At 64.2% G+C, this 12,088-nt stretch carries 13 protein-coding genes and 1 pseudogene; all 14 read right to left on the minus strand.

What is annotated here, in order from left to right; translation table 11 throughout:
* Positions 1-693: 693 nt before the first annotated feature.
* Positions 694-951, minus strand: a pseudogene (locus FJY68_05490) (hypothetical protein).
* 4 nt (positions 952-955) lie between these two features.
* Positions 956-1,444 (minus strand): hypothetical protein, encoded by a 489-nt coding sequence (locus tag FJY68_05495; protein ID MBM3331294.1) that lies wholly within the window; start codon positions 1,442-1,444, stop codon positions 956-958.
* Between the two features lie 18 nt (positions 1,445-1,462).
* A complete protein-coding gene (locus FJY68_05500; GenBank protein MBM3331295.1) occupies positions 1,463-2,050 on the minus strand; it encodes an FMN-binding protein in 588 nt (195 codons plus the stop codon).
* Between the two features lie 32 nt (positions 2,051-2,082).
* Positions 2,083-3,204: an FAD:protein FMN transferase gene (locus tag FJY68_05505; GenBank protein ID MBM3331296.1), complete on the minus strand. Its 1,122-nt coding sequence runs from the start codon at positions 3,202-3,204 to the stop codon at positions 2,083-2,085.
* A gap of 7 nt (positions 3,205-3,211) precedes the next feature.
* Entirely contained in the window at positions 3,212-4,420 is a 1,209-nt protein-coding gene (locus FJY68_05510; protein MBM3331297.1) for a hypothetical protein, read from the minus strand.
* Between the two features lie 274 nt (positions 4,421-4,694).
* On the minus strand, positions 4,695-5,951 hold the full coding sequence (locus FJY68_05515) for a hypothetical protein (GenBank protein MBM3331298.1): 1,257 nt from the start codon (positions 5,949-5,951) through the stop codon (positions 4,695-4,697).
* Between the two features lie 11 nt (positions 5,952-5,962).
* Positions 5,963-6,355, minus strand: coding sequence for a NusG domain II-containing protein (locus FJY68_05520; GenBank protein ID MBM3331299.1), 393 nt, complete (start codon positions 6,353-6,355; stop codon positions 5,963-5,965).
* A 3-nt stretch (positions 6,356-6,358) separates the two neighbouring features.
* On the minus strand, positions 6,359-7,726 hold the full coding sequence (locus FJY68_05525) for a HAMP domain-containing histidine kinase (protein ID MBM3331300.1): 1,368 nt from the start codon (positions 7,724-7,726) through the stop codon (positions 6,359-6,361).
* The gene (locus FJY68_05530) at positions 7,680-8,081 is read right to left on the minus strand and encodes a response regulator (GenBank protein ID MBM3331301.1); all 402 of its coding nucleotides are present in this window, start codon (positions 8,079-8,081) and stop codon (positions 7,680-7,682) included. Before FJY68_05530 ends, FJY68_05525 begins: the two co-directional genes overlap by 47 nt.
* The gene (locus tag FJY68_05535) at positions 8,078-8,884 is read right to left on the minus strand and encodes a polyprenyl synthetase family protein (GenBank protein ID MBM3331302.1); all 807 of its coding nucleotides are present in this window, start codon (positions 8,882-8,884) and stop codon (positions 8,078-8,080) included. The genes FJY68_05530 and FJY68_05535 overlap by 4 nt, the downstream gene beginning before the upstream one ends.
* Positions 8,881-9,792 carry a prenyltransferase gene (locus tag FJY68_05540; protein ID MBM3331303.1) on the minus strand — a complete coding sequence of 304 codons (912 nt, stop codon included), beginning with the start codon at positions 9,790-9,792 and terminating at the stop codon, positions 8,881-8,883. Before FJY68_05540 ends, FJY68_05535 begins: the two co-directional genes overlap by 4 nt.
* A gap of 19 nt (positions 9,793-9,811) precedes the next feature.
* The gene (locus FJY68_05545) at positions 9,812-10,867 is read right to left on the minus strand and encodes a 2Fe-2S iron-sulfur cluster binding domain-containing protein (protein ID MBM3331304.1); all 1,056 of its coding nucleotides are present in this window, start codon (positions 10,865-10,867) and stop codon (positions 9,812-9,814) included.
* Between the two features lie 11 nt (positions 10,868-10,878).
* The gene (locus tag FJY68_05550) at positions 10,879-11,469 is read right to left on the minus strand and encodes an NADH:ubiquinone reductase (Na(+)-transporting) subunit E (protein MBM3331305.1); all 591 of its coding nucleotides are present in this window, start codon (positions 11,467-11,469) and stop codon (positions 10,879-10,881) included.
* 4 nt (positions 11,470-11,473) lie between these two features.
* Complete coding sequence (locus FJY68_05555; GenBank protein MBM3331306.1) at positions 11,474-12,088, minus strand: NADH:ubiquinone reductase (Na(+)-transporting) subunit D; 615 nt, start codon at positions 12,086-12,088, stop codon at positions 11,474-11,476.

The following is a 12,088-nucleotide window of genomic DNA, read 5'->3' on the forward strand; positions in this document are numbered from 1 at the left end:
GTCTGCCACCTCGTCCCGCAGCCAGGACAAGTCCAACACTCGGTCAACCCGTTTCAGTACATGGTCGTCGGGCACCAGGTCCCGAAGCGGACAGGCGACGAAGATGTCCTCACGCCAGCGGTCCTGATTACCTACCATTGTCAGTGGAGTCCTTTCGGTTGGGCGTCACCATCCCTTCAGACGCTCCAGCCGTCAGAAAGATGTCAAGACTTTTTCAACAGCCCCAGTGTCCCTGTTTTCCCCCGGGTTGAATCGCTCCTCGCATCCTCAACCGGTTCGCGGATGACTACCCTCCGGGTAGCTTGGGGGCAGACCACCCGGCGGGAAGATGGTGCTCTTTTTCACAGGTAGGGGGGTGCAGACGCCATAAGTATATGAAGGGCAGGGCGGAAAACGGGGACTGTACCGCGCTAAGTCTGACGCAAGCGCTCCGAGGGACTGTCCCCAGTTTTCCGCGAGAAGCAGCCCGAAGTCCGAAGAGAACCATTGCCACCAGGACACTAGGTCACCAAGGTCCGGCGGGAAGGAGAAGCGGCCGGCAGGTTCTCTGCCGGCCGCCCTGCCAACGTCAGTCGAGCGGGAGCGGCTTGCTCTGTGCCGTGCCGCCTGCGGCTATCGTCCGACTCGGAGTTGCCGGCGTCCGGCCTTCGGCAGCCGGTAGTCCGCGCAGGGCTCGGTCTGCTCCTCTGCCAGGACGAGCTGGCAGAAGTCACATTTCAGGCAGGTTTCGAGTTTCACCGCGTAGGTTCCCTGTTGCCGTCCGCCGCAGAGCGTGCCGGCAACCGCCCAGCAGACTCGACCGGCCCTGGTGCCGCGGTTGATGCCGTCCGCGCCGACGTCGGTGGCTGCCGGGCAGGTCAGCTCGGCACCGGGGCCGCGACCGCAATTCTTGAACTCCCAGCAGTTGAGCGGCCGCGGCCTGCGACTGCGGACGACCTTCTTCGCTGGCATCCGACTATGCGGTGGCCTTGGACGGCTTGCCCCACCAGAGGTTCGCCAGGTCGAGGACCAGGACCAGGCCGAAGAGCGTGGCCATCAGGAAACCTGCGCCCATGAAGAGGTAGGCGAACCCGGTCGCGGCGTAGCGCGTGAGCCACATCCCGCCGGCGTCGAGCACGGGCAGAGAGAAGGCGAGAAACCCGAACAGGCCCTTCAGCTTGGGGCCGTAGGTGGAGAACATGAAGAAGAGCATTACCCACATGAACATCATCGCCCAGCCGCCGAGGTGGGTGTGAGTCACGCCGACCAGGTCGCCGAATTCCTTGGCGTAGATCATCTTTTCTTCAGAGCCGCGCTCGTTCTCGATTGCGCCCTGCACGGTGAACTTTGTCTTGTGGTAGATATTGAGAACACCGACCAGATAGGTGAGTCCGATGAGCAGCAGGAAGAAGGTAATCGTGACCTTGGCGTATCTCGGCAGTGCCGGCAGAGAGTATCCGTTCATCTCCGTTCCTTTCCCGCGCTACTGCTCCGGCGCGAGGTAGACCGCCTCGTAGAGGGCGATTGCTTTCTTGACCGCGAAGGCGGTCGCGCGCGAAGAGATGGTCGCGCCGGACACGGCATCGACGTCCTTGCCGACGGACAGCGCGCTCTTGCTGGTCTTGCCGATGAACTGCTCGAGGAAACGCCGGGTCGATATCGGCCGGCCGCGCTGCTCGACGTAGGACATCACAGCCATGTTCGTGACTTTGCCCGTCAGGTCAAGTGCGACGATGTAGTGCACCGGGCCCCACTTGCCGGGCTGCATCTCCATTACGGCAACGCCGGTCTTTTTCCCGTCCTTCGTGCCGAAGTAGAACGTCACCGTGTCGTTCACCGCGACATCGTCGGTCTTCGCCCCGGCCGGGTACATCGTCCACTTGCCGCCGCAGACGGCCTTGACCGCCGCGATCTGTTCGGCGGTTAGTGCCGTGGCCTCGGGCAGGACCTTGCCGGCGTCGGGGAACATTGCCTTCAGCGCCGCGTCGTGGTTCAGAAGTACCACCGCGCCGGCCGGGCCGGCAAACACGACCAGCAGTAGCGCCGTAATCAACCATCCATATCTCTTCACTATTCGCTTTCCTTTCTTCGCGTACACTGCAATCACCGACCGGCAGGGGAAGTGGCTATTCCCTGCAATAGCGTGCTGTCCAGGGCGCTGGCCAGGCCGGGCGTGCAGAATGCTCGCATACTATCGTTGATCAATATCGCTTCCATGCCGCCGGTCTTCTCGACCAACGGCAGGGCGGCCACACCACGGAGGAATAGTATCTTGGACCAGCCTTGCGCCGTCAGCGGATCACGCATCACGATGGTCGTGCTTATCGTGCCCCGCTGGGGCCAGCCCGTTGCCGGGTCGATTATGTGGCAATAGCGAACGCTCTCCGCGGGGACCTGACCGGAACCCGCCGCGGCGTTCTGGAGCGTGTCCCGAGGCGGGCCCCAGAAGAAACGCTCGTAGTCACCGGAAGTGACGACCGCCAGGTTCGATGCCGCGATCAGCCCGACAAGACCGTCGCTTCGGGGTGAACGGATGCCGACCTTCCAGTTCTTGCCGCCCTTCTTGCCCATGGCGTAGACGTCGCCGCCGAGGTCGATGAGCGCGGAATCGACGCCCTCCTGCCGCAGCACGCGCGCCGCTTCGGCGAGGCCGTAGCCCTTGGCGATGCCGCCCAGGTCGATGGCAACATCCGGCCGGAGTTTGGTTACCCGGCCCGGTTCGAGTACGAGATTCCTGTAGCCGACGAGCTTGAGACAGGAGTCTATCGACCGCTGAGAAGGTACTGCCTGGCGGTCGCCGTAGAAACCCCACAGCTCCACCAGCGGCTTGATGGTGATGTCAAATGCGCCTCCCGAGACTTCGCTCACCGCGACCGCAGCCTTGACGACCTCGACCACCTCCGGGTCGGTAAGGGGCGTGTTGTTGACGTTGAAGGCGTAGACCGGGCTGGTCGAGTCCAGGAAGTTGAACTTGTGAGATATCTCCTCCAGCCGTCCGAAGGCGGCCGCAATTGCCTTGTCCGCAGTCTGCGCCGGACCCGTCGCCTGGATCGTGACGTAAGTGTCCATCATCAGCCGGGTCTGCTTGCGGACATCGGTCTTGCCCTGGCGGCAGGAGGGAAGCAGAAGGCCTGCCGCCAGGGCTACCAAAAGAGCGCTCCACGCCACCAGGTACGGCCTGCGAGGCGCAGCAGACCGCGGGCGGCGAGCGCTCATACGACGCATCTCTGGTTTAGAAGACAGTCCGCCAGCCCAGGGTTATGCGGTTGAAGTCGAGCTTGCAGAGGGTGCCGTCGCCGACTTTCCACAGACCCTTGTTGTATTCCAGCATCAGCGCGGAACCCGGGATGACCCAGTACTGCACCGTGGCGCCGATGGTCGTGTAGCTTTCGCCGATTGCCTGTCCATTGTGCATGTTGGTCACGTTGCTGCTGCCCGTGGTGTAGCCGAGCTTGCCCCAGGTCGTCCAATCCGGGCTGCTCTGGTCGTAGACCAGATTGAAGCCCAGCTTGTCCGGGATGACGTTCACGCCGGCTGTAACGTACCATGCCGTCGGCTTGCGGGTGTAGGTCGTGGTGTCAATCCCGCCCTCGGGCTTGTGGTTGAACACCGGGACTCCGGCCCAGCTTCCTCCGAAGCACTCCCCGCGGAAATAGACCGGTCCGAAGTCGCCGCCCAGCCCGACCGCGTAGCGCGACCACGGCTCCAGCGCACCGTCCGCGCCTTCCTTGCCGAAGCCGTAGGACCCGAGCAGGCGCAGCTTCCAGAAGGTCGGCGCAACGTGGAACAGCAGCGACTTGTTGCTGTTGTCGTCGCCGATCATCTGTTCGCCGGCCAGCAGGTACGCGTAGGCGGGAATCGAGAAGCCGCCGCCCGGCTCGAACGACCTGTAGAGCTCGATGCCGAGGTCGTGCCACTCGCCGCCATAGGCGTTGGCCGACGACTTGTGCATCCGGTTGTGTTCCTGGTAGCTCTTCTTCTCGCCGTAGTCCTCAGAGAAGATGGGGCGAATAATGCCGGTCGTCATCTGCACCTGCCACGGCAGCATCAACGCGATGTTGGCCTCAGGGAAGCTCACCGCTTTCAATGTGCCTGTGCCCTGCTGGGTACCGAGCTTCTTGCCCAGCGACGGCGTGGCGCCTGTGGCTGTGCCGCCGCAGTCGGCCAGGACGTTGATCGAGATATCGTTGGTCAACTGAGCGTTGAAGTAGAGGCCGACACCGTGCGACATCAGGTACGTGTTCACACGTCCGGTGGTGTCGTACGCGGTCGCAACCGGGTTGCCGGCCGAATCGCGGCTCGGCTGAATGCCGGACCCGCTGCTTACATCGAAAAGGACCCAGCCGATGTCGCCGCCGAAGTTGAGTTGGGCGCCCATCGCTCCGGTTGCCGCCAGGGCCGTGACCAGCACGGCGGCAAGCAGCACTTTCTGTTTGGTCATCCTATCTCCTTCTCCTCGGGGAGTTGCGGTCTTGCCCGGCATGCAGAATCCGCCGAATTGGAGGATGCGCCTCGACATGTACCCGGGTTCTTCCTTGCTGGCTTTCTGCCGCCATTGCCCAAGCCTACGCGAGGGTCTGCGGTCAGACGGAAAGACATCGGGCAATGAACATCACGTTTCGTGCCACCCCGGCGCGCCCGTTTACAGGCTGGTTGTGGCGTCGAAGGCCGTCCAACCGGGCAGTAGGTGGCGGTAATCCGCCATTCCGGCGGGGCTATTCCTCGCGAGACCCGGCCGCCGGGGCTGCGGCGGTGGCGGCGGCCAGCAGGTAGAGTTCGGCCACGATGTCGCCGGGAAAGTGCAGCGCCCGGTCGAACCAGCCGCGGCGGTTGCTGCCTTTCTTGATGAGCTGCCTGACGTTCTGCCAGAAAGCCGGGAAGTAGGCCCAGGACAGGGCCAGCGAGCGCGCCAGCCATCCGGGCCGGATGCCGAAGATGCGCAACGGCGCGAGCAGACGCTCGAGACCCATGGCTACTTCCACGGGAGCGGTTGTCTGCGCCAGGAGCGCGGTCGCGAGGAAGAGGAGCAGCATGCGGGCGGTGAAGATGGCGCCGTCATGCAGCCCTGCCTCGGTGATCCGCAGGGGGCCGAACTCCCAGAGAACCTTGCCCCAGGGAGAGAAGATGACCGGCAGCAGGAACGACATCAGCAGTAGTGCCCAGATGCGCCCGAACCCGGCCGCGAGCCGGCCGAGTCCGACCCGACCCGCAAACGTAAGGATAGCGAGCAGGCCGAAAACTGCCACGTAGAGCCGATAGTCGGAGAAGATGACAACGAGGAGCCCGATCGCGATCACAGCCGCGACCTTGAAGTCCGGGCGCAGCCGCCCAAGGAGACTCTGGGGACTTCGGGTTTCCGGGGGGCTGGGGTTCGGGTACTTGAATCCCGGAGTCCCTGGCTCCTTGATCCCTGCTCCGGACTCCAGCCTCCGCACTGCCTGGATCGCTATGACCCCGGTCAGGACACCGGTCACAACGGCGGAGAGCCCGAGCCAGGGCCAGAGCCAGAGGACGCCGCTGCTGCGAATGAACAGCAGGTAGACCAGGGCCACTTGGGCCGCAATGTGGCTGACCGCTCCGCCGACACTGATGCCGACTAGTCCGAACGAGAACATGCCGCGGCCCGAGAGTTGAAAGAGCAGAATCATGACCAGGGCGCTCACCACGCCGCCGGAGAAGGAGAGAACGAACGTGGGCGTCAGGAACGTCCCCATGACCATCGAGCTGACCAGGGTTCGGAGCACCGCGAGTTCCACGGCGCTGGCCGGGCCGATGTAGACCATGGCGATAACCGTGATGATGTTGGCGAGCCCGAGTCGGACCCCGGGGATAGGGTGCGGCAGCAGCGACTCGGCAACCTGCAGTACCGATGCACAGGCCACGAGCAGCGACAGCCGTACAATCCTGGACGATTGTCGATTGTCGATTGTCGATTGTCGATTCCCGGTCAATCGAAACTCGTCACTCGCCATTCGACAATTCCTCAATAGCTCTCGGCATCGTAGTCGCGGGACGCGCCTCTGACTTCGATCAGCACCCGGTTCGGAATGCACACTATGGTGCGGCCCGGAGTCCGTACCCAGCCGGCGTGCTTGCAGACTCCCTTGGGGCAGTCCGACTCGGCCACCCGGATGGCGCCGCCTCTGACCTCGATGCTCATCTCCGGTCCTGCCCTGTCGCCGATCGCTATCGTCTGGTCGCGGTCAAGCTGGTACGTGCCCACCAGCCGGTTGTTCTGGAAGATGCGGGCGATCGGCCGCTCGCCCGCGGCCCGCGCCGCCCGGATCAGCGCCCATCCGGGCAGAGCCAGCAACGCAGCGATGAGCAGGACGTCGAGTACCGTGAGTCTGCCAAGGTCACGCTTCAAGTTGTCCAGAGTCTAGGCGGGTTCGGGCTTGCCTGCAATCGGGACGGTGAAGAAGAACCGGCTCCCCTTTCCGGCCTCGCTTTCAACCCGCACGGTTCCGCCCTGCGTTTCCACCAGCCGCTTCACCAGCGAAAGCCCCAGCCCCGGCGCCAGTCGATCCGTCTTCTTTGCCTCGTCTCCCCGGAAGAAGATGTCAAAGACGTGCGGCAGGTCGCGTTCGGGAATGCCCATCCCCGTATCGGCCACCTCGACTTCCACAAAGCCCTCTGACTGCCGCGCGGATACCGTCACGCTGCCCCCGGGCCGGTTGTACTGAATGGCATTGGCCAGCAGGTTCCGAACCGTGAACTCAAGGTACCGGGCGCTGGCCTGAGCGGGTGGCAGATCCGCTGGCAGCTCCACCCGCACACTGACGCCGCGCTCGCGGGCCAGCGCCGCGTACTCGGCGGCGGCGGCTTCCACGACCTCGGCGACCGGTACCGGTGCGGTCTCGACGTTCGTGGTGCCCAGCTCCAGCTGGTGCAGGTCGAGCAGATCGCCGATCAGCCGCAGCAGCCCGTTGATACGCTGGCGCGCACGGTCGATGAGCGCCGGCCGCTCGTCCGGACTCACCCGTTCCACGACCTCAAGCAGGCTGGCCGCGGCCGCGGCCGGCGACCGGAGTTCGTGGGTAACGGTGATGACGGACTGAACCCGGTTTCGGTCCGCCTCGAGCAGCTTCCGGTTGGCCTGGGCCAGCTGGTTCGTGCGCCGGCTCAGGCGGCGGCTGATGGCGGCGGTGAAGTAGCGGACGATGTATAGCGTGCTGCCGAAGACGATTATGTTGGCAAGCACCGGCCCCAGTGACTGGTAGGGTGAGACGGCGTAGAGCCCGGTCAGGGGGAAGCGTGCAATCACTCCCGTCCAATCGAGCAGCACCATTGCCGTGTACAATCCGAAGGCCAGAGTGGCGATGACCAAACTGCCTGATTCCGGGAAGATGAAGGCGGCGATGGCGGTGTGAAAGACGAAGTAGAAGCTGAATGGGTTCTCAATCCCACCGGCGAAGTAGAGCAAAAGCACAAGAGCGATGAGGTCGATCACTATCTGGGTACGGGCGAGTCCGGTCAGACGTTCGGCCGTTGACGTCCGTCGCAGCCGCACCCGGAAGAAGACGTTGGCCGCCACGACACCGGCGGTCACAGCGAGCAGCGGCATCGGGTCGAACCGGAGACGCAGCAGGTACCACGCCGCCGGCAACGTGGCCAGCACGCCGGCAATGGCCAGCCAGCGCAACCGTATGAACCAGGCCAGCTGGCGGAAAGCCTCGTCGGCTCGCCCCGGGCTACCGGGGCTATTCGGCTGATTCAAGCAGGTGCGCCACTTCCCGAAGCAGGACATCGGCCGGCACCGGCTTATCCAGGAACTTCTCTACGGGCAGGAATTCGCCGTCGGTTTCCGGCGAGAAGCGCAGCGGCGTGGTCTGGTGAATCGCGGTGACCATCAGGATCGGCGTCTTCGCGTAGTGCGGGTCTTTCCTCACCTGGTATGAGACGTCGAACCCGGCCGAGCCAGTCTCCATCATGACATCCAGCACGAGCAGATCCGGCCGGAACTCCCGTATCCTGGCCGATGCCTCCGCTGCCTTGGTGCACGCCTCGACTTCGTAGCCCGCTCCGGCGAGAACCGCCCGGGTCGCGGTGATGAAGTCAGCGTCGTCGTCAACGATGAGAATCCGCTTTCCCTTGGTTGTCATTTTCCATCCTCCATAACTGACGATAGCAGCCGCCCCAGCCCCCCGGCGACCCGAGGCGGGACGTGCTTGAGTGCGCGGCGGGCAGCGAAAGCCGCGTCGCCGGCAGCATCGCGGCAGTACTTGACGCCTCCGCGCCGGGCGAGCGCTCGCTGGATCGCCCCCGGGCGCTCATCTTCGAGGTCCTCTGCGTCGTCCAGCAGCTGGTACGCGAGCCCGAACTGCCGCCCGAATTCCTCCAGCGCGGCAAGCTCCGCACTGGCAGCCTTGCCCAGCAGGCCGCCGGTACGGCCGCAGAAGGCAAACAGGGAGGCCGTCTTCTTGTTGATGATATCGAAATACTGCTTCTGCGAACAGCTGGCGCCGGCGCCGATTCGTGCCTCCAGCCACTGCCCCTCGCACATCGTCCGCACCTCGCGCACCAGCAGGTGCACAAGGCCGGGAGTATGCAGTTCCTCCAGCGCGGCCAGCCCCTGTACGAACAGCAGGTCGGCAAAGATCACCGCCGGCTTGACGCCGATGACGCGGTGCAGCGCCGCGCCGTCGCGTCGCCGCAGGGCCGAGTCGATCACGTCATCGTGGATGAGCGAGGCCGTGTGGACGATCTCGACGATGGCTGCGGCCAGCACCGCGTCACGGTCGGGCCGCTCTCCGGTCGCGCCCGCAGCCAGCAGGAGCATGGCCGGACGCAGCCGCTTTCCCCGCAGCAGCACCGAGAAACGACCGGTCGTCCGGTTGGCGATCTCCGCTTCGACGGCGTCGAGACCGCGGCGGATCGGCCGGTAGGCCGGACTCACTTCCTTCATAGCCAGGCCGCCAGCGTCATGAAGACGCCGGTGGCGAGATGGGTGAGAATGATGGCCGCGTTGGCCGGCAGCAGCCGGGGCCGGTCGGCGTGGAACCGGTGGGCGCGGATGGCAGCGAACAGCGCAACCGGAACAGTCAGGAGGGCGAGCAGAGAGGCGGGAGCGAGGACTCCGGTCAAGACCAGGACGCCGATGAGTCCGTACGTGACAAGAAGCGTGGTGCTGAGCAGACGGCTCGCGGCCCGAGTCCCCATGACGACCACCAGGGTGCGCTTGCCGACTGCGCCGTCCGCCTCGACGTCCTGGAACTCGTTGATGAACAGGACGAGACCCATCAGGAGTCCGATCGGCAGGCTCGCGATCAGGGCCGGAAGGGAGAGAGCTCGCGCCTGCACGAAGTACGCGCCGAAGGCGACGACGGGTCCGCACCCGAGCACGCAGACGATTTCGCCCAGCCCGCTGCGTGAGCCGAGCCGCAGCGGCGGGGCCGTATAGAACCAGGCGATGACGAGGCCGATGACGCCAACGACCAACAGAACCGAGCCGCCCGTACGGACGTTGAGATAGAGTCCGATTGCCGCGCAGAGCACGAGGCTCGTGATGCTTGCGTTCCGTACCTGCCGGGGCGACAGCAGGCCATCCTGGATGACCTTGCTGCCTCCCGAGAACGGTGTGGCTTGCGTCAGTTGGTCGTCGCCGCTTCGGTAGTCGAAATAGTCGTTGGCCAGATTGCAGCCGGCATTGGCCAGTGCCGTTCCGATCATGGTAAGCCAGAACAGACCCCAGCTGAACGGATAGCCCGCAAAGCGTGCATACGCCGCGCCGAATGCCGCAGGCACCAGCGTGCCGACGAAGAACGGCGCCCGAAGCGCGCGAAGCCAGACCGCCGGGCGTGATGCACTATGCATATTGCATTGTGCCTGAGAATCAGAACTTGTCGAAGTAGATATGCTCGGCCGCGATGCCCAGGCGGGGCAGCACCCGCATTGCCGCGTCAATCATCGGCGGCGGGCCGCAGAGCACGGCTTCTTTGGCGCCGTTCGGGTTCACGTGCCGGGCGGCTACCTGAGTCACGAACCCGACGTCGCCGGTCCAATTGTCCTCGGGCCGCGGTTCCGAAAGCGCCGGGAAGTAGCGGAAGTTGGTGAACTTCCTCTCCAGGTCGCGGAAGACGTCGACGTAGAACAGGTCGCGCCGGGTCCGTGCTCCAAAGAAGAGAGTCGTCTTGCGCGGCATGCCCTGCTCGGCGAGGTGCATTACGATCGAGCGCATGGGCGCCATTCCCGAGCCGCCGCCGATGGCGACGATTTCGCGATCTGAGTCCTCGCGCAGGAAGAAATCGCCGAACGGCCCGGTCAGCCTAACCCGGTCGCCCACCGCCAGTGCCTTGTGGATCCAGCCGGTGCAGAGCCCGCCCGAGACGTAGCGAATGATGAGCTCAAAGACGTTACGGCCCGACGGTGGGCTGGCAATCGAGTAGGCGCGAAACTGGTCAGTGCCGGGAACGAGCAGCTGTACGTACTGGCCGGGCTTGAAGTCGAGGGCAGTCCCGCCAAGGTCGAAGCGCACCAGCTTGGTGTCGTACGTCAGGGACTCGAGGGCGGAGACCGTGCCCTCGTACTCTTTTGCCGCGAGCATGCTCTCGGGCAGGGTCACTTCGATGTTCCGCTGGACACGGACCTGGCAGGCGAGCCGGATGCCCTGCTCGCGTTCCTGCCGCGTCACGAACACCGTCTCGGTCGGCAGCATCTCGCCCCCGCCGGAGACGACCCGTATCTTGCAGAGCCCGCAGGTCGCCTTGCCGCCGCAGGCCGAGGGGACGAACAGCTTGTTCTGGTTCAGTGTCGATAACAGGGTGTCGCCGCCCTCAACCTTGATGGTGCGTGACTTGTTGACAGTTATGGTGCACTCTTCGTGGCTGACGAGGAACCGCTCGGCGACAAGCAGGGCAACCGCGATTACGAGGATCAGCCCGCCGACCAGGATGACAGTTATCACTGGATTGCCACCATGCCAGAGAAGCCGATGAAGGCGAGCGCAAGGATCCCCGCGATGACCATCGTGATTCCGGCTCCGCGCAGATCCGCAGGAACATCTCCGACCAGCTCCAGGCGCTCGCGAATCCCGGCGATGATGGTCGTTGCTACGCCCCAGCCGACGCCCGTGCCAATGGAGAACGTCACCGTTTGCCAGAGATTGTATTCGCGCAGCATGACGAAGAGCGATACCGCGAGGACCGCGCAATTGACGGTGATCAGCGGAAGAAAGACGCCGAAGCTTGCGTGCAGGGCCGGAAAGAAACGGGAGACGAGCATCTCGACCAGCTGCACGGCGCTGGCGATGACGATGATGAAGACCAGGAACGACATCACCTCGGAGTGGGTAGGGACCAGCAGGAAGCGGTAGATTATCCAGTTGAGCGGGCCGATGATGGCCAGTACGAAGGTGACCGCTACGCCCATGCCGGTCGCGGTATCCACCCGGCGCGACATCGCCAGCATCGGGCACATGCCGATCAGGTAGGTGAGCGCGATGTTGTGGGTGAAGACCGCGGCGACGAGGATGACGAGCGGGTTGAGCGTCATGGCCTTACTCCTGCTCCGCCGGTTTGAGTTTTGCCACCCGGCGGAAAACCCAGTAGTAGATCGCGAGCAGGAACCACGCGCCCTGGGCCATCGTGATCACCACCCAGGGCGGGAAATCCAGCGGCATCACCCGGACGTTCAGGAGCGTGCCGAAGCCGAGGATTTCGCGGATGATCCCGAGGATGACAAGGGTGTAGAGGTAGCTCATGCTCGAGCCGAGCCCGTCAAGGAACGACAGCCAGGCGCCGTTCTTGATGGCGAACGCCTCCTGCCGACCCATGACGATGCAGTTGGTTATGATCAACCCGACGTACGGTCCGAGCTGGGAGCTGATCAGAGGGAAGTTCGCCTTCAGGAACTGATCGACGATGATGACGAAGGTCGAAGTCACGATCATGTAGGTTATCATCCGGTACTGCGGCGGTATCAGCTTCCGCATTAGGGCGATCAACGAAGACGAGATGGTAACTACGAAGACCACGCCGAGTCCCATGGCGATGGCGTTCTCCAGCTTGTTCGAGACGGCCAGCACCGAGCAGAGCCCAAGTAGCTGGTAGGTGACCGCATTCTCCTTGAAGAACCCGGCAATGAAAGTCCGCCAGGGCCGGGTGTAGGCGAT

It is taken from the genome of candidate division WOR-3 bacterium (assembly GCA_016867815.1).
Lineage (GTDB): Bacteria > Hydrothermota > Tepidihabitantia > Tepidihabitantales > Tepidihabitantaceae > UBA2258.

Bases quoted from the DNA above. Each gene is read 5' to 3' on its own strand.
- FJY68_05510 (MBM3331297.1), bottom strand. From the start codon at position 4,420: ATGACCAAACAGAAAGTGCTGCTTGCCGCCGTGCTGGTCACGGCCCTG.
- FJY68_05505 (MBM3331296.1), bottom strand. From the start codon at position 3,204: ATGCGTCGTATGAGCGCTCGCCGCCCGCGGTCTGCTGCGCCTCGCAGG.
- FJY68_05525 (MBM3331300.1), bottom strand. From the start codon at position 7,726: ATGTCCTGCTTCGGGAAGTGGCGCACCTGCTTGAATCAGCCGAATAGC.
- FJY68_05550 (MBM3331305.1), bottom strand. From the start codon at position 11,469: ATGACGCTCAACCCGCTCGTCATCCTCGTCGCCGCGGTCTTCACCCAC.
- FJY68_05515 (MBM3331298.1), bottom strand. From the start codon at position 5,951: ATGGCGAGTGACGAGTTTCGATTGACCGGGAATCGACAATCGACAATC.
- FJY68_05535 (MBM3331302.1), bottom strand. From the start codon at position 8,884: ATGAAGGAAGTGAGTCCGGCCTACCGGCCGATCCGCCGCGGTCTCGAC.
- FJY68_05495 (MBM3331294.1), bottom strand. From the start codon at position 1,444: ATGAACGGATACTCTCTGCCGGCACTGCCGAGATACGCCAAGGTCACG.
- FJY68_05530 (MBM3331301.1), bottom strand. From the start codon at position 8,081: ATGACAACCAAGGGAAAGCGGATTCTCATCGTTGACGACGACGCTGAC.
- FJY68_05540 (MBM3331303.1), bottom strand. From the start codon at position 9,792: ATGCATAGTGCATCACGCCCGGCGGTCTGGCTTCGCGCGCTTCGGGCG.